Source organism: Streptomyces sp. NBC_01142 (assembly GCF_026341125.1).
Taxonomy (GTDB): Bacteria; Actinomycetota; Actinomycetes; order Streptomycetales; family Streptomycetaceae; genus Streptomyces.
Window position 1 is genome coordinate 1,903,350 of the sequence record NZ_JAPEOR010000001.1, and the last position, 17,136, is coordinate 1,920,485.

Annotated in this window: 14 protein-coding genes; 6 read left to right on the top strand and 8 right to left on the bottom strand. The window is 70.7% G+C overall.

Features of this window, described 5'->3' with window-relative positions:
• The first annotated feature begins 146 nt into the window (after positions 1 to 146).
• Both OG883_RS08735 and OG883_RS08740 read left to right on the top strand, forming a co-directional pair.
• Complete coding sequence (locus OG883_RS08735; protein WP_266537257.1) at positions 147 to 1,664, top strand: amino acid permease; 1,518 nt, start codon at positions 147 to 149, stop codon at positions 1,662 to 1,664.
• Positions 1,665 to 1,762: 98 nt separating this feature from the next.
• Positions 1,763 to 3,256, top strand: a complete 1,494-nt coding sequence (locus OG883_RS08740) for a glycosyltransferase family 39 protein (RefSeq protein ID WP_266537260.1) — start codon at positions 1,763 to 1,765, stop codon at positions 3,254 to 3,256.
• Here the strand turns inward: OG883_RS08740 and OG883_RS08745 are convergent.
• Complete coding sequence (locus OG883_RS08745; protein ID WP_266537262.1) at positions 3,235 to 3,621, bottom strand: NYN domain-containing protein; 387 nt, start codon at positions 3,619 to 3,621, stop codon at positions 3,235 to 3,237. The genes OG883_RS08740 and OG883_RS08745 overlap by 22 nt on opposite strands.
• A 232-nt stretch (positions 3,622 to 3,853) precedes the next feature.
• Here OG883_RS08745 and galU point away from each other — a divergent pair, with 232 nt between their 5' ends.
• A complete protein-coding gene (gene galU, locus OG883_RS08750; RefSeq protein ID WP_266537266.1) occupies positions 3,854 to 4,756 on the top strand; it encodes a UTP--glucose-1-phosphate uridylyltransferase GalU in 903 nt (300 codons plus the stop codon).
• Between the two features lie 82 nt (positions 4,757 to 4,838).
• The gene (locus tag OG883_RS08755; protein ID WP_266537269.1) at positions 4,839 to 5,264 is read left to right on the top strand and encodes a hypothetical protein; all 426 of its coding nucleotides are present in this window, start codon (positions 4,839 to 4,841) and stop codon (positions 5,262 to 5,264) included.
• Between the two features lie 89 nt (positions 5,265 to 5,353).
• Here the strand turns inward: OG883_RS08755 and OG883_RS08760 are convergent, their stop codons facing one another.
• From OG883_RS08760 to OG883_RS08780, 5 genes are all read right to left on the bottom strand, one after another.
• Positions 5,354 to 7,492: a 3-hydroxyacyl-CoA dehydrogenase NAD-binding domain-containing protein gene (locus tag OG883_RS08760; protein ID WP_266537272.1), complete on the bottom strand. Its 2,139-nt coding sequence runs from the start codon at positions 7,490 to 7,492 to the stop codon at positions 5,354 to 5,356.
• Positions 7,489 to 8,709, bottom strand: coding sequence for an acetyl-CoA C-acyltransferase (locus tag OG883_RS08765; RefSeq protein WP_266537275.1), 1,221 nt, complete (start codon positions 8,707 to 8,709; stop codon positions 7,489 to 7,491). Before OG883_RS08765 ends, OG883_RS08760 begins: the two co-directional genes overlap by 4 nt.
• A 290-nt stretch (positions 8,710 to 8,999) precedes the next feature.
• Positions 9,000 to 10,274, bottom strand: coding sequence for a ribonuclease D (locus OG883_RS08770; protein WP_266537278.1), 1,275 nt, complete (start codon positions 10,272 to 10,274; stop codon positions 9,000 to 9,002).
• Positions 10,275 to 10,352: 78 nt separating this feature from the next.
• Positions 10,353 to 11,015, bottom strand: a complete 663-nt coding sequence (locus OG883_RS08775) for a response regulator transcription factor (protein ID WP_108153209.1) — start codon at positions 11,013 to 11,015, stop codon at positions 10,353 to 10,355.
• 232 nt (positions 11,016 to 11,247) lie between these two features.
• On the bottom strand, positions 11,248 to 11,925 hold the full coding sequence (locus OG883_RS08780) for a DUF3000 domain-containing protein (protein WP_266537281.1): 678 nt from the start codon (positions 11,923 to 11,925) through the stop codon (positions 11,248 to 11,250).
• 188 nt (positions 11,926 to 12,113) lie between these two features.
• On the opposite strand from OG883_RS08780, the gene hemE reads away from it, so the two are divergent.
• The gene (gene hemE / locus OG883_RS08785; protein ID WP_266541360.1) at positions 12,114 to 13,121 is read left to right on the top strand and encodes a uroporphyrinogen decarboxylase; all 1,008 of its coding nucleotides are present in this window, start codon (positions 12,114 to 12,116) and stop codon (positions 13,119 to 13,121) included.
• An 89-nt stretch (positions 13,122 to 13,210) separates the two neighbouring features.
• Here the strand turns inward: hemE and OG883_RS08790 are convergent, their stop codons facing one another.
• Positions 13,211 to 14,599: an FAD-dependent oxidoreductase gene (locus tag OG883_RS08790; protein ID WP_266537284.1), complete on the bottom strand. Its 1,389-nt coding sequence runs from the start codon at positions 14,597 to 14,599 to the stop codon at positions 13,211 to 13,213.
• A 28-nt stretch (positions 14,600 to 14,627) separates the two neighbouring features.
• A complete protein-coding gene (locus OG883_RS08795; RefSeq protein WP_266537286.1) occupies positions 14,628 to 15,554 on the bottom strand; it encodes a DUF4349 domain-containing protein in 927 nt (308 codons plus the stop codon).
• Positions 15,555 to 15,683: 129 nt separating this feature from the next.
• Here OG883_RS08795 and hemG point away from each other — a divergent pair, with 129 nt between their 5' ends.
• On the top strand, positions 15,684 to 17,132 hold the full coding sequence (gene hemG / locus OG883_RS08800; protein ID WP_266537289.1) for a protoporphyrinogen oxidase: 1,449 nt from the start codon (positions 15,684 to 15,686) through the stop codon (positions 17,130 to 17,132).
• The last annotated feature ends 4 nt before the right edge of the window (positions 17,133 to 17,136 follow it).

Genomic DNA, 17,136 nt, shown 5'->3' on the forward strand with positions numbered 1-17,136 from the left:
CGCCAGGTTGTCGTCGATGGGCCGGTCGGTCACCCTGTATGGGTGGTCCGACCGGCCCATTCGCGTGAAATCCACCCGTACGGAGCCCTCTTCGGCCGCTGATGTCCCAATCATGGCGTTCACGACAAGTGCGTGGAGGTACGCCGGTGAGTACGCAGCAGGACACACCCCCAGGCGGACAAGGACTGTTCCGGACCAAGACGGTCGAACAGTCGATCCGTGATACCGAAGAGCCGGAGCATGCGCTCAAGAAATCCCTCTCCGCGCTGGACCTGACGGTCTTCGGGGTCGGGGTCATCATCGGCACCGGCATCTTCGTCCTCACGGGCAAGGTGGCCAAGGAGACGGCAGGCCCCGCCACGGCCCTCGCGTTCGTGGCCGCGGGCGTCGTCTGCGCCCTCGCCGCGCTCTGCTACGCGGAATTCGCCTCCACGGTCCCGGTGGCCGGCTCCGCGTACACGTTCTCGTACGCCTCGCTCGGTGAACTGGTCGCCTGGATCATCGGCTGGGACCTGGTCCTGGAGTTCGCCCTGGGCACGGCCGTGGTGGCGGTCGGCTGGTCGGGCTACGTCCGCTCACTGATGGACAACGTGCACTGGACCATGCCCGAGGCGCTCTCCGGGCCCGATGTGGCGGAAGGATTCGGCTTCGACATCCTGGCCTTCGCCCTGGTGCTGGTGCTGACCGTCATCCTCGTGCTCGGCATGAAGCTCTCCGCCCGGGTCACGGCGGTCGTGGTCGCCATCAAGCTGACCGTGGTCATGATCGTGATCATCGCGGGCCTCTTCTTCATCAAGGCCGACAACTACTCGCCCTTCATCCCCGAGGCGCAGAAGCAGGAGGGCGGCGCGGGCCTGGACGCCCCCCTGGTCCAGTTGATCTTCGGCTACGAGCCCACCGACTTCGGTGTCATGGGCATCTTCACCGCCGCCTCCGTCGTCTTCTTCGCCTTCATCGGATTCGATGTCGTGGCCACCGCCGCAGAGGAGACCAAGCTCCCCCAGCGGGACATGCCGCGCGGAATCCTCGGCTCGCTCCTCATCTGCACCGTGCTCTACGTCGCCGTGTCGCTCGTGGTCACCGGAATGCAGCACTACTCCGAGATGTCGGTGAGCGCCCCGCTCGCCGACGCCTTCAAATCCGTGGGGCACCCCTTCTACGCGGGCGTCATCAGCTTCGGCGCCGCGGTCGGTCTCACCACGGTGTGCATGATCCTGCTGCTCGGTCAGACCCGGGTGTTCTTCGCGATGAGCCGCGACGGGCTGCTGCCGCGGTTCTTCTCCATCACACACCCGCGGTTCGGCACCCCGTACCGCCCGACCATCCTGCTCGGCGTGATCATCGCGATCATCGCGGGCTTCACCAGCATCAACGAGCTCGCGACACTGGTGAACATCGGCACGCTCTTCGCTTTCGTCGTGGTCGCCCTCGGTGTGATCGTCCTGCGCCGCACCCGGCCCGAGCTGCATCGTGCCTTCCGTACCCCGTGGGTTCCGCTGGTCCCCATCCTCTCGGTGGCCGCGTCGGTCTGGCTGATGCTCAATCTGCCGGCCGAGACCTGGCTGCGGTTCGGCATCTGGATGGCGATCGGCGTCCTGGTGTACCTCGCGTACGGGCGCAGGCACAGCCGCCTCGGCCGCTCGGGCCCCGACGCCAAGTACTAGACCCGGTAGTGTCCGGCCCCGTATGTCCCGCTTCGGTGTGGACTGCGGGGCCGCATACCGTGCTTTTCCGGGGGCGCCCCCGGACCCGAAAGGCAGGCATGCCCGTCGAGCCGCCATCCTCACTGCGGTACGTATCCGCACCGCGGTGGCCCAGGCAGCGCAGCAGCGTCCAGGCCGCCGTCCCTCCGCCCCACTACTGGCGGCGGCTGCTCCCGGCACTCGCCCTGCTCGCCGTTGTCACCCGCCTTCCCTCCTTCGGGCGTCGGCTGTGGAACCCGGACGAGGGTTATCTCGCCGTCCAGGCACGGATGCTGGCGGACGGCGGGGCGCTGTACTCCACGGTGGTCGACCGCAAGCCGCCCCTGCTCCCATGGCTCTACGAGGCGTCGTTCGCTGTCTTCGGCGACGGATCGCTCCACTCGGTCAAGGTGCTGGCGGTACTCGCCCAGGTGCTCACCGCCGCGCTGCTCGCGAGCGTCGCCCGCCGCCGCTGGGGGGACCGGGCGGGCCGCACCGCCGGGGTGCTGTATCTGCTGGTCTCCATCGGCCTCAACCCTCAGGACGCACAGGCGGCCACCTTCGAGGTCTTCATGCTGCCCTTCACGGCCGCGGCGATCAGGAGCGCGGACCGGGGCCGGTGGGGTGCGGCGGGCCTGGCGGTGGCCGGAGCCTTCCTCACCAAACAGACCGGCGGAGCCGTACTGGTGCCCGTCCTGTGGCTGCTCTGGCAGGCGTCACCGACCCGAACGGCCGTGCTGCGCACGGTACTCGGCCTCGTGCTGCCGGTGATCTGCGTCGCCGTGCTCACCACGCCGTCGGGGTTTGTCTTCTGGACAGTGACCGGCTCGGGAGCGTACGCCTCCTTCACCGGCTCCGAACTTCACGTCCTGTTGCGGGCGTTGGCGAACACCGCGCTGCTCATGGCCGCATGCGCCGGGCTGCTCCCGCCCATCGTGAGGGTGCTGCGGATCGCCAGGACGGGCGCGAGCGACCTGTGGCTGTGGCTGGCAGCATCGGCCGCCGCGGTGATGCTGGGCTTCCATTTCTTCGGCCACTACTACCTTCAGCTCATCCCGCCACTGACCCTGTTGGCGACCGCGGCGCTGCAGACCCTGCCGCGGGCCCGGCTCGCGCCGGCGCTGCTCACCTCGGCCTGCGGCTGCGTGCTGTTCCTCGCCTGGGGGATGCTGGCCCCGCGCGGGGAACTGGCCCACGCCGAACGGGTCGCCGCCGCGGTCGAGGCGCGTACGGAGCCCGGTGAGCGGGTCCTTGTGTGGGGGATACACCCGGAGACGTACTGGCTCGCCGACCGCCCGCCCGCCAGCCGGTATCTGACCGCCGGGCTGCTCACCAACTACAGCGGCGGCCGCAACGGCCCGCAGGTCGGCGAGAAGCACGCAGTGGAGGGGGCCTGGCCGGTCTTCAGCGGCGAGATGCGCACCCACCGGCCGGCCCTGATCGTCGACGACTCGCGCGGCAAGCCGTTCGCCCCGGAGCGCATCCCCACGTTGCGCCGGCTGCTGGCCGGCCACTACGAGCCGCTGCCCGAAGAGGTCGACGGTGCGGTGTTCTACGTGCGTTCGCCCGGCTGACGTACCGCGCGCGGACCCGCGCAGTGGGCGCCGTGCGCCTCGACCCGCCGCTGAAGCTCCCGGTCGGCCGTGACGACAAGGCAGGTGCGGCCGGCCGCCTCGGCGGCCACCAGCTCCACGATGCGGTCGTCGCCGCTGCCGGGCGCGGAGACGACCCGTACGCCGGGAACGGAGTCCACATCCCGGGCGGCACCCTCCACGACATGTACGATCTCGACCGGCCCGGGATGCCCCGCCACCCCGTCCTCCGCGAGGGCTACGAGCGAGTCCCGCAGCCGCTCGGCCGCCCCGTGCCGGTCGCGCCACCAGCCATCGGGTACGGAACCCACGACGTTGGCGGCGTCGACGACCACGAGTGTGTCCATGGGCTCAGCCTCGCACGGCAGCGCGGCGCCAGCGCGGGAACGCCCCTCTACGGTGATCACGTGGCTGACCATGCACTATAGGCAGATTTCCAACTCGCCGCCGTCGGCGCTACATTCTTGGCGTTCACCGTATCGCCACCGTCCCGCCACGGTCCCACCACGTCCTTGCGCCTGTCCCGGCACGGCGCGGTCTCCCGGCGGGCGGCCCGTCATCGTATGGAGCAGGAATCTCGTGACTGAAGTGCGCCCCGGAATTGTCAAGGCCGTCATACCCGCTGCCGGTCTGGGGACCAGGTTTCTGCCTGCGACGAAGGCAACACCCAAGGAAATGCTTCCCGTCGTGGACAAGCCGGCCATCCAGTACGTCGTCGAGGAGGCGGTCGCCGCCGGTCTCGAGGACGTACTGCTGGTGACCGGGCGCAACAAGCGGGCGCTGGAAGACCACTTCGACCGCAACTACGAACTCGAACACGCCCTGAGCCGCAAGGGTGACGACCAGCGCCTGTCGCTGGTGCGCGAGTCGGCGGACCTGGCGGCGGTGCACTACGTGCGGCAGGGTGACCCGCGCGGCCTGGGGCATGCGGTGCTCTCCGCCGCCTCCCACGTGGGGGACCAGCCCTTCGCCGTACTCCTCGGCGACGACCTGATAGATCCGCGCGATCCCCTGCTGGCCCGGATGATCGAGGTGCAGCAGGAACGGGGCGGCAGCGTGGTCGCGCTGATGGAGGTGGCCGAGGAGCAGATCCATCTCTACGGCTGTGCGGCCGTAGAGGCGACGGCCGAGGACGATGTGGTGCGCGTCACGGACCTCGTCGAGAAGCCCGCGCGGGGGGAGGCGCCCAGCTCCTATGCGGTGATCGGCCGGTATGTCCTCGAACCCCAGGTGTTCGACGTGTTGGCCCGTACGGCTCCGGGGCGTGGCGGCGAGATCCAACTGACCGACGCGCTCCAGGAGTTGGCGAAGAGCGACGCGCCCGGCGGTCCGGTGCACGGGGTGCTCTTCGACGGGCGGCGGTACGACACCGGGGACCGCGGCGACTATCTGCGGGCCATCGTCCGGCTCGCCTGTGAGCGCGAGGACCTCGGCCCCGACTTCCGGACGTGGCTGCGCGACTGGGTGCGCGAAGAGCTCTGAGCGCCGGCCCTCCCCGGCGACCATCGGCCCACGCCGACATCACGCCCCGGCAGTGTCAGTGCCGCCGTACACAATGCGCACCATGAGCGACCACTACGAAGTCGTCTTCTCCTGCTTCCTGCGCGACGACACCCCGGAATCCGTCCTCGCTGCCTTGCGCTGGCACCTGGGCATGGACGCCGAGCGTCCCGGAGATCTCGACCCGGAGGAGCATCTGTACCCACTGCTCACCCCGGACCGGAACAACAGCAGGCTGCCCGGAGGAGACATCGTGTCCCTGCGCCGCACGGTGCAGGGTTCCACTGCCTTCGGGCAACAGCACGCATGGGAACTCTTCTCGCGCAACTACTGGGTCGACGACTCCATGCTCTGCCTCGACAGCATCCTGGGCCTGCTCGCCCCGCACATCGCACGGCCCGGCTACGGCGGATACTTTCGCGACGAATACGACACCGCACTGACCGTCTTCACGTTTCGCGAGGGAACGTACGGCCCCGTCGAGATCTGACAGGGCACGTCCGACCGGACCGGCGAACGTAGTCCGCCCCGGCACCGCGGTGAGCGGTGCCGGGGCGGAATCCCGGATGAGCTGCGGCGTTACGCCGGGACGCTCGCCACACCCGGCGCCAGGAACGGCTTGCCGTTCACACGCTGGGAGACACCCTCACGGTCCAGGTACGGCGTGATGCCGCCCAGGTGGAAGGGCCAGCCGGCGCCCGTGATCAGGCAGAGGTCGATGTCCTGGGCCTCGGCCACGACACCCTCCTCGAGCATCAGACCGATCTCCTGCGCCACCGCGTCCAGGACACGGTCGCGGGTCTGCTCCTCGGTCAGGACGACATCGCCCTGCTTGAGGAGGGCGGCGACCTCCGGGTCCAGCTCCGGCTTGAAGTTGTTCTCCGCGGAGTAGACGTAGAAGCCGCGCTTGCCCGCCTTGACGACCGCGGCCAGGTTCCCGGAGACCGTGAAGCGGTCCGGGAAGGCGCGGTTGAGGGTCTCGGAGACATGCAGACCGATCGCGGGGCCCACCAGCTCCAGCAGGACCAGCGGCGACATCGGCAGACCGAGGGGCTCGACGGCCTTCTCGGCGACGGCGACCGGCGTGCCCTCGTCGATGACGTTCTGGATCTCGCCCATGAAGCGGGTGAGGATGCGGTTGACGACGAACGCCGGGGCGTCCTTGCACAGCACCGCGGTCTTCTTCAGCTTCTTGGCCACGCCGAAGGCGGTGGCCAGCGAGGCGTCGTCGGTCTTGTCGCCGCGGACGATCTCCAGCAGCGGGAGGATCGCGACCGGGTTGAAGAAGTGGAAGCCCACGACCCGCTCGGGGTGCTTCAGCTTCGAGGCCATCTCGGTGACCGACAGCGAGGAGGTGTTGGTGGCGAGGATCGCGTGCGCCGGGGCGACCGCCTCGACCTCGGCGAACACCTGCTGCTTGACGCCGATCTCCTCGAAGACGGCCTCGATGATGAAGTCGGCGTCGGCGAAGCCCTCGGCCTTGTCCAGCACACCGGTGACCAGGCCCTTGTAACGGTTGGCCTTGTCCTGGTTGATACGGCCCTTGCCGAGCAGCTTCTCGATCTCGGCGTGGACGTAGCCCACACCCTTGTCGACGCGCTCCTGGTCGATGTCGGTCAGCACGACCGGCACCTCGAGGCGGCGCAGGAAGAGCAGCGCCAGCTGGGAGGCCATCAGACCGGCGCCGACGACGCCGACCTTGGTGACCGGGCGGGCCAGGGACTTGTCCGGGGCGCCGGCCGGGCGCTTGGCGCGCTTCTGGACCAGGTTGAAGGCGTAGATGCCGCTGCGCAGCTCCCCGCCCATGATCAGGTCCGCGAGCGCGGTGTCCTCGGCGTCGAAGCCCGCCTGCAGGTCCCCGCTCTTCGCGGCGGCGATGATGTCCAGCGCGCGATACGCGGCCGGGGCAGCGCCGTGCACCTTGGAGTCGGCGACGAACCGGCCGCGCGCGACGGCCTGGTCCCAGGCCTCGCCGCGGTCGATCTCGGCACGCTCGACGGCGATCTCGCCCTTGAGGACGGCCGCGGTCCAGATCAGCGACTGCTCCAGGAAGTCCGCGCCCTCGAAGATCGCGTCGGCGATCCCGAGCTCGAAGACCTGCTTGCCCTTCAGCTGCTTGTTCTGGTTGAGCGAGTTCTCGATGATCACCGAGACCGCGCGGTCCGCACCGATCAGGTTCGGGAGGATGGCGCAGCCGCCCCAGCCCGGGACGAGACCGAGGAAGACCTCGGGCAGCGAGAAGGCGGGGATCGCCTTGGAGACGGTGCGGTACGAGCAGTGCAGACCGACCTCGACACCGCCGCCCATCGCCGCGCCGTTGTAGTACGCGAAGGTCGGGACCGCGAGGCCGGACAGCCGCTTGAAGACGTCGTGGCCGCCCTTGCCGATCGCGAGCGCGTCGGAGTGCTGCTTCAGCAGCTCCACGCCCTTGAGGTCGGCGCCGACCGCGAAGATGAACGGCTTGCCGGTGATGCCGATGCCGACGATCGTGCCCTCGGCCGCCTCCTTCTCGACCTGGTCGACGGCGGCGTTCAGGTTCGCCAGCGACTGGGGACCGAAGGTGGTCGGCTTGGTGTGGTCCAGGCCGTTGTCCAAGGTGATGAGCGCGAACTTGCCCGCGCCCGCCGGGAGGTCGAGGTGGCGTACGTGCGCCTGGGTGACGACCTCGTCCGGGAACAGCTCGGCCGCGCCCTTCAGGAGTTCCGTGGTGCCGCTCACTTGTTGCCTCCGTCGAAGTGCGGGTTCTCCCAGATGACCGTCGCGCCCATGCCGAAGCCGACACACATGGTGGTCAGGCCGTAGCGGACGTGCGGCTGCTCCTCGAACTGCCGGGCCAGCTGCGTCATGAGACGGACGCCGGAGGAGGCGAGCGGGTGGCCGTACGCGATGGCGCCGCCGTACTGGTTGACGCGGGCGTCGTCGTCGGCGATGCCGTAGTGGTCGAGGAAGGCCAGCACCTGGACGGCGAAGGCCTCGTTGATCTCGAACAGGCCGATGTCGTCGATCGACAGACCCGCCTTGGCGAGCGCCTTGTCGGTCGACGGGATCGGGCCGTAGCCCATGACCTCGGGCTCGACACCGACGTACGCGTACGAGACGAGACGCATCTTGACCGGCAGGCCGAGCTCGCGCGCCACGTCCTCGGAGGCGAGCAGCGAGGCGGTGGCACCGTCGTTGAGACCGGCCGCGTTGCCCGCGGTGATGCGGCCGTGCGCACGGAAGGGGGTCTTCAGACCGGCCAGCGACTCCAGGGTGGTCCCCGGGCGCATCGGCTCGTCGGCGGTGACCAGGCCCCAGCCGGTCTCGCCGGCCTCGGGGTTGGTGCGGCGCACGGAGACCGGCACCAGGTCGGGCTGGATCTTGCCGTTGGCGTACGCCTTCGCGGCCTTCTCCTGCGAGTTCACCGCGTAGGCGTCGGTACGCGCCTTGGTGATGTGCGGGTAGCGGTCGTGCAGGTTCTCCGCGGTCATGCCCATGAACAGGGCGGACTCGTCGACCAGCTTCTCGGACACGAAGCGCGGGTTCGGGTCCACGCCCTCGCCCATCGGGTGGCGGCCCATGTGCTCCACGCCACCGGCGACCACGATGTCGTACGCGCCGAAGGCGATCGAACCGGCGGTCGAGGTCACGGCGGTCATCGCACCGGCACACATGCGGTCGATGGAGTAGCCGGGCACGGACTGCGGGAGGCCCGCGAGGATACCGGCGGTGCGGCCGAGGGTCAGGCCCTGGTCACCGATCTGCGTGGTCGCGGCGATCGCGACCTCGTCGATCTTCGCGGGGTCGAGGTCCGGGTTGCGGCGCAGCAGCTCCCGGATCGCCTTCACGACGAGATCGTCGGCCCGGGTCTCGTGGTAGATGCCCTTCGGGCCCGCCTTGCCGAACGGGGTGCGGACGCCGTCGACGAAGACGACATCCCTGACGGTACGAGGCACGATGGCTCTCCTCCAGGGTGCGGGATGGCACTGCTGCGGGCACGCGCCTAAGCGCGCGCTTCCTCCCTCATGCTACTTGTGGGTAACCAGCCTGCCCAGCCCCAGCGGCGGGAGCGGTGAAGGTCACACGGAGGGCGCACCTTCTCGGTCGCCGAGCGGGCCCGCCGGCTGTGCCGTGCCCCCAGTCGCCGGGCGGCTGGGGGCAGCCTCGCCGGCGACTGAGGCGCAAGGTCCGGGGCGGAGCCCCGGCTCGGGAGGGGAAGGGGCGGGGAACGGTCCCGCCGCAGGCGTCAGTCCGTCGCCGTCAGCGCAACGGTCAGCAGCGGGGCCACCAGCTCGATCTGCCAGGCGCGCGCGCCGTATCCGGCCAGCGCCTCGGTCACCGCGGCCTCCGAGGGCTCGAACGGCGGCTCCCAGCAGACCCGGCGGACCGTGTCCGGAGTGATCAGGTTCTCCTGCGGCAGGCTGAGCTCCTCCGCGAGAGCGGAGACCGCCGCGCGCGCAGCGGAGAGCCGGGCCGCGGCCACGGGGTCCTTGTCCGCCCAGGAACGGGGCGGCGGCGGGCCGTTCAGCGGCTGGCCGGGCTGCGGGAGCTCGGCGTCGGGCAGCGCCTTGGCGCGCTCGACGGCCGCCTGCCACTGCTCCAGCTGACGCCGCCCCATCCGGTGCCCGAAGCCGGGCAGTGCGGTCAGGGCCTGAAGGTTCGCCGGCACGGCGAGCGCCGCCTCGACGATCGCGCCGTCGCTCAGCACCTTGCCCGGCGACACATCGCGCCGCTGGGCGACCTTGTCGCGGGCGGTCCACAGCTCCCGTACGACCGCCATCTGCCGACGACGGCGCACCTTGTGCATCCCGGACGTACGCCGCCAGGGGTCCTTGCGCGGCGGCGCGGGCGGGGCCGAGGCGATCGCGTCGAACTCCTGGCGGGCCCAATCCAGCTTGCCCTGCCGGTCGAGCTCCTTCTCCAGCGCGTCGCGCAGGTCGACCAGCAGCTCCACATCGAGCGCGGCGTAGCGCAGCCAGGGATCGGGGAGCGGGCGGGTGGACCAGTCGACCGCGGAGTGGCCCTTCTCCAGTGCGTATCCCAGAACGCTCTCGACCATCGCGCCGAGCCCGACCCGCGGGAAGCCCGCCAGCCGCCCGGCCAGCTCGGTGTCGAAGAGCCGGGTGGGGATCATGCCTATTTCGCGCAGGCAGGGGAGGTCCTGCGTCGCGGCATGCAGGATCCACTCGGTGCCGGACAGTACGTCACCGAGCCCCGAGAGGTCGGGGCAGCCGACGGGGTCGATCAGCGCGGTGCCTGCGCCCTCGCGGCGCAGCTGTACCAGATAGGCCCGCTGGCCGTACCGGTAGCCGGACGCGCGCTCGGCGTCGACGGCCACGGGGCCGGTGCCCGCGGCGAAGGCGGCGATCACTTCGGCGAGCGCGTCGTTGTCGGCAACCACCGGCGGAACGCCTTCACGGGGCTCCAGCAAGGGAGTCGGCGCCGGTTCGACGTCGTCCGGGGGAGCGCCCCCGGTGGTTCGCAGTGCGGTCTCTGCTGCGGTCTCTTGGGCGTCGGTCACGTGTCAAGGGTATCCGTGAACGGACAGCGCCCGTCGACGGAACGTTCCGTCGACGGGCGCGAATGAAATACAGAGCGGTCAGTGGATGATGCCCGTACGCAGAGCCACGGCCACCATTCCGGCCCGGTCCCCCGTCCCGAGCTTGCGTGCGATGCGGGCGAGGTGGCTTTTCACGGTCAGTGCGGACAGGCCCATGGAGACGCCGATCGCCTTGTTGGACTGGCCCTCCGCGACCAGGCGGAGCACCTCGACCTCACGGCCGGAGAGCTCGCGGTAGCCGCCCGGGTGGCTCGGGGCACCCGGGGGACGGCGGTGCATCCGGCCGGCCGCGGCGCCGATGGGCGCGGCGCCGGGGCGGGTCGGATGCCCGATGTTCGTACGCGTACCGGTGACGACATATCCCTTGACGCCGCCCGCGAGGGCGTTGCGTACGGCGCCGATGTCGTCGGCGGCGGAAAGGGCAAGGCCATTGGGCCAGCCCGCGGCTCGGGTCTCGGAGAGCAGGGTCAGCCCGGAACCGTCGGGCAGGTGGACGTCGGCAACGCAGATGTCGCGCGGGTTGCCGACGCGGGGACGGGCCTCCGCGATGGACGACGCCTCGATCACGTCACGCACTCCGAGGGCCCACAGGTGGCGGGTGACGGTGGAGCGAACGCGCGGGTCGGCCACGACGACCATGGCCGTCGGTTTGTTCGGGCGGTAGGCGACCAGGCTTGCGGGCTGCTCAAGAAGAACGGACACCAGGCCTCCTGGGAAGGTGCGGGACGGAGCCGGCTCGGGGATGTAGCCGGGGCGAACCGTGCAGTTAGGGTCACAGACCTCTTCGGCACCAAACCCGCAAGCCTTTAGAGAATGATCACGATTTGGTGAGTAATAATCGGGGCAATTCGGACGCGTGATCGATCATCCTACGAGCGGACCGTCCGGAGCGGTGCCCCCGGCGCAGTCTCCCGGCGCCGAACGCGGTGCGGATTCACGGCCGGTGGGGACCACGCCGCTGCGGAAGCGAGACCACACCGGTCGCCGAGTCCGCGGGGCCGGCCGGCGAGGGCGGCAGCCCGGCGACCTGACACAGCAGATCGCACCAGGCTGCAAGGTGTGCGGCCGCGTCAGGAACCCCGCCCGGGGATTCGCGCGGAGTCCAGGATGCGCGGATCTCGATCTGCGTCGTCGGACGGCGATCGGAGAGTCCACCGAAATAGTGAGACCCCGCGCGGGTGACCGTGCCGCTCGCTTCTCCGTACGACAGCCCGCGCGCCTCCAGCGCGCCCGTCAGCCACGACCAGCAGACCTCGGGGAGGAGCGGGTCGGCCGCCATCTCCGGCTCCAGCTCGGCACGCACCAGCGTCACCAGCCGGAAGGTTCCCTGCCAGGCTTCATGACCGGCCGGATCGTGCAGCAGGACGAGCCGGCCGTCCGCCAGATCGTCGTCCTCGTCGCCGTCGACGACCGCAGCCTCCAGCGCGTACGCATGCGGGGCGAGCCGCTGCGGAGGGCGGGTCGGATCCACTTCGATCTCGGGCCGCAGCCGCGCCGCCCGCAGCGCATCGACCGCCTGCCGGAACGCGCGCGGGACGGCATTCTCCTCCGCACTGTCCGCGTCGTCAGTGCTGTTGGAATGATCGGAAAAATGTCCCTGAGCCGCAGCCATGCGGGGAAGAGTAGGCGGAACGGGGGCTCCGCGCAGGGAGGGACACCCGGCCCGGGGCGGCCACTTCTTGCGTACGTGCGAAGATTCTGGGCGTGAGTGCCAACGACCTTCCCCTCGCTCGAGGCTCCGCCCGAGCTGGGGATGCCCCATCCTCGGGCCAGCAGACAAAGACGTACGACTCCACTTTTCTGAAGGCGTGCAGGCGTGAGCCGGTGTCGCACACGCCGGTCTGGTTCATGCGTCAGGCGGGGCGCTCACTGCCCGAGTACCTCAAGGTGCGCGAGGGCATCCCGATGCTCGATTCCTGCATGCGGCCCGAGCTCGTCACCGAGATCACGCTGCAGCCCGTGCGCCGCCACAAGGTCGACGCGGCGATCTACTTCAGCGACATCGTCGTACCGCTGAAGGCCATCGGTATCGACCTCGACATCAAGCCGGGCGTCGGTCCCGTCGTCGCCGAGCCGATCCGCACACGGGCCGATCTGGCGCGGCTGCGCGACCTCACACCCGAGGATGTCTGGTACGTCACCGAGGCGATCGGGATGCTCACCGAGGAGCTCGGCGCCACCCCGCTCATCGGGTTCGCCGGTGCGCCGTTCACTCTCGCGAGCTATCTCGTGGAGGGCGGCCCCTCCCGCAACCACGAGCACACCAAGGCACTGATGTACGGCGACCCGCAGCTGTGGGCCGATCTGCTCGACCGGCTCGCGGAGATCACCTCGGCCTTCCTCAAGGTCCAGATCGAGGCGGGCGCCTCGGCCGTCCAGCTCTTCGACTCCTGGGTGGGCGCGCTCGCCCCCGCCGACTACCGGCGCTCGGTGATGCCGGCCTCCACCAAGGTGTTCGACGCGGTGGCCTCGTACGGCGTGCCGCGCATCCACTTCGGCGTCGGCACCGGCGAACTGCTCGGACCGATGGGCGAGGCGGGCGCGGACGTCGTCGGCGTCGACTGGCGCGTGCCGCTGGACGAGGCCGCACGCCGGGTCGGCCCGGGCAAGGCGCTCCAGGGCAACCTCGACCCGGCCGTGCTCTTCTCCACGACGGAGGCGGTGGAGACGAAGACCCGCGAGGTGCTGGACGCGGCGGCGGGCCTGGAGGGGCATGTCTTCAACCTGGGTCACGGGGTGCTGCCCACGACGGACCCGGACGCGCTGACGCGTCTGGTGGAGTACGTGCACACGCAGACGGCGCGCTAGGGGCGTCGTTTCCTCGAACGCCGGACGGGCTGGATTCCGGCCCCGCCGGCGATCGAGGCGCGAGGCACGGGGCGGAGCCGGAGCCGCGCTCACGGGCGGCCCTGGCCCGACGTGCGCACCGCAGCCGCCGCCTTGCGCGCCGCCACCAGGACCGGGTCCCAGACCGGCGAGAACGGCGGGGCATAGCCAAGGTCCAGAGCCGTCATCTGTTCCACCGTCATGCCCGCGGTCAGCGCGACCGCCGCGATGTCCACGCGCTTGGCCGCGCCCTCGCGGCCGACGATCTGGACGCCGAGCAGCCGGCCCGTACGGCGTTCCGCGAGCATCTTCACCGTCATCAGGGCCGCCCCGGGGTAGTAGCCGGCACGGTTCGTCGACTCGATCGTGGCGGTGACGAACTGGAGGCCCACCGCGCGGGCGTCCTTCTCGCGCAGGCCCGTGCGGGCGATCTCCAGTTCGCAGACCTTGCTGACGGCCGTACCGACGACACCGGGGAAGATCCCGTAGCCGCCGCCGACGTTCGCGCCGATGATCTGGCCGTGCTTGTTGGCGTGGGTGCCCAGGGCGATATGGCGATCGCGGCCCGAGACCAGATCGAGGACCTCCACACAGTCGCCGCCCGCCCAGATGTTCTCGTGGCCGCGGACCCGCATCGCGAGATCGGTGAGCAGCCCGCCGTACACGCCCAGGGGAAGGCCCGCCGCGCGGGCGAGGGCGGTCTCCGGCTCGACGCCGATGCCGAGGACCACCACATCCGCCGGGTACTCCGCGTCCTCGGTAGCCACGGCGCGGACCCGGCCGTCGCCGCCCGTGAGGATCTTCGTGACCGCGGCACCCGTCACCGTCGTGATGCCCAGGCCGTCCATCGCGTCGTGGACCAGACGGCCCATGTCCGGGTCGAGGGTGGACATCGGCTGATCGCCGCGGTTGAGGACGGTCACCTCGTAGCCGCGGTTCAGCAGCGCCTCCGCCATCTCGACGCCGATGTATCCGGCGCCCACGACGACCGCGCGCCTGCCGTCCGTACGGGCGAGGCTGTCCAGCAGGGCCTGGCCGTCGTCGAGGGTCTGCACGCCGTGCACACCGGGCGCGTCGATGCCGGGGAGCGGTGGACGGGTCGGGCGCGCACCGGTGGCGATGACGAGTTTGTCGTACGCCGTCCAGGAGTCGGTGCCCGCTTCCAGGTCGTGGGTGCGCACGCGCTGCCCGGCGACGTCGATCTCCGTCACCTCCGTACGCAGCCGCAGACCGATGCCTCGCTCGCGGTGCTCGGCCGGCGTACGGGCGATCAGGTCGTCGCGCTCCGGCACATCACCGCCGACCCAGTAGGGGATCCCGCACGCCGAGTACGAGCTGAAGTGCCCGCGCTCGAACGCCACGATCTCCAGCTCGTCCGGGGCCTTCAGCCTGCGTGCCTGCGATGCGGCGGACATACCCGCCGCATCGCCCCCGATGACCACCAGTCGCTCCGTTGCCATGGGGAACACGCTACGGGGCAGCGGCTGTTCAGTCCTGCTCAGGTGCCGGTGCAGGGGCAGAGGCAGGGGCGGTGCGCCTCGGCAGGCGCGGACGCACCACCCACCGCCACACCGCATACAGCACCGCCAGCGCCGCGACCCACGGAGCGATGGCCGCGAGTACGATCCCGATCCACACCGCCGCCGTCACCAGCGCGTTCCAGCCGCCCCCGAGAGCGTCCAGGAACCCCGGGTCGTCGTCCGCCTGCTCGGTCTTCTTCTTCTCCGTCTCGGAGAGATTCAGGGTGATCGTCGCCAGGGTGGTGCGGTCCCTGAGAGAGGCCTGCTGAGCCAGTAGTGACTCCAACTCCGCCTGGCGAGTGCTCAGTTGACCCTCCAGAGTGACCACGTCACTGAGCTTGGACGCCCGGTCCATCAGCGCCCGTACCCGGGTCACGCTCGCCCGCTGCGTGGCGATCCGGCTCTCCACGTCCACCACCTGGTCGGTGACGTCCTTCGCGCCTGCCGTGCGGGAGAGCAGCTTCCCGGCGCCCGCCAGCTCGGTCAGCACGGCGTCGTACTCCTCCTGCGGCACGCGCAGCACGACCTGGGAGGTCACATGGGTGTCGTCGAGCCGCTCGGTGGTCTCGTCGGAGACATGGCCGCCGGCCTTCTCCGTCGTCGCGCGCGCCGCGGCCAGGGCCTTGGGGGCGTCCTTGACCTCCACGCTCAGTTCGGCGGTGCGGATGATGTGGGTCTGCGGCAGGGCGGCCGGCTTCCCCGGACGTCCCTGCTTGCCGCCGTCGGCCGGCTTCTCGGCGGAGTATCCGGAGTCGGCCGCGCCGTTCTGGCCGCCCTCCACGGGCTTCGCCGCGCTCTGCCCCTTGCTGTCGGAAGTGGAATCGGCCGCGCTGCACCCGGCCAGGCCGAGTGAAGCGGTGAGAAGTACGGCCGCGAACGTACGCCGTGCAGGCAATGTCGGCTCCCCCGGGGACTGATGGTGGATGTTGCCGGTTCGACGCACGGGACAGCAGCGCGGGTTGCCCTTTTCCGATCCCGAAGCGGTCACGGTCGGGACTCGGAACGGGTCTGAGAGAGTGGAGGCATGCTGGGTAGTTCAAACGTGGACACACATACGGGCCGTACGGGTCATGTCGTCGTGGTCGGAGGCGGCATCGCCGGTCTCGCCGCCGCACACCGGCTGCTGGCCTCCGGGGTGCGTGTGACCCTCCTCGAAGCTACCGACCGCCTCGGCGGCAAGCTGCAGGCGGGCGAGATCGAGGGCGCCCCCGTCGACTTCGGCGCCGAGTCGATGCTCGCGCGGCGCCCCGAAGCGGTCGAACTGGCCCGCGCGGTCGGTCTCGCCGACCGGCTCCAGCCGCCCGCCACCGCCACCGCATCGGTCTGGACGCGTGACGCACTGCGCCCGATGCCCAAGGGCCATGTGATGGGCGTGCCCGGCGACCCGGCGGCGCTGGCCGGACTGCTCTCCCCGGAAGGCATCGCCCGCATCGCGCGGGAAAGCGACCTGCCGCCCGCCGAGCTCGGCGACGATGTCGCCGTCGGCGCGTACGTCGCCGAGCGCCTCGGCCGCGAGGTCGTCGACCGGCTGGTGGAGCCGCTGCTCGGCGGGGTGTACGCGGGTGACGCGTACCGCATTTCGATGCGCGCCGCCGTCCCCCAGCTGTTCGAGGCCGCCAGGACCCACCACTCGCTGCTCGCGGGCGTACGGGACATCCAGGAGCAGGCCGCCCGGCAGCAGCAGAGCGGGCCGGTCTTCATGGGCATCGAAGGCGGAGTCGGACAGCTGCCCGGCGCCGTCGCCGACGCCGTACGCGACCGGGGCGGCGAGATCCTCATGGAGACGCCCGTCCTCGGCCTGACCCGGACCGCCGACGGCTGGCGGATCCGCACCGACCAGGGCGTCATCGCCGCCGACGGTGTGGTGCTCTCGACCCCCGCCTGGTCCGCCTCCGCGCTGCTCGCCGCCGAGTCACCGGCGGCCGCCGCCGAGCTCGGCCGGATCGAGTACGCCTCGATGGCGCTGGTCACCATGGCCTTCCGCCGCGCCGACCTGGCCGGGATGCCGGACGGCAGCGGCTTCCTGGTGCCGCCCGTGGACGGCCGCACCATCAAGGCGTCCACCTTCTCCAGCCGCAAGTGGGGCTGGGTCGACAAGGGTTCCTCCGACCTCTTCCTCCTGCGCACCTCCATCGGACGGTACGGCGAGGAGGAGCATCTGCACCGTGAGGACGCCGAGCTCGTCGCCGTATCCCTGCGGGACCTCGGCGAGGCGACCGGGCTCGCGGCCAGGCCGGTGGCCACCGAGGTGACCCGGTGGACCGGCGGGCTGCCGCAGTACCCCGTCGGGCACCTGGCGCGCGTCGCCCGCATCCGCGCCGAGATCGCCAGGATGCCGGGCCTCAAGGTCTGCGGCGCGGCGTACGACGGCGTCGGCATCCCTGCCTGCATCGCCGGAGCCCAGCGCGCGGCGGACGAGATCATCGCCACGTCCCCCCTGGTGCAGGGCACTGCGGACGACGCGGGAGAATAGCCTC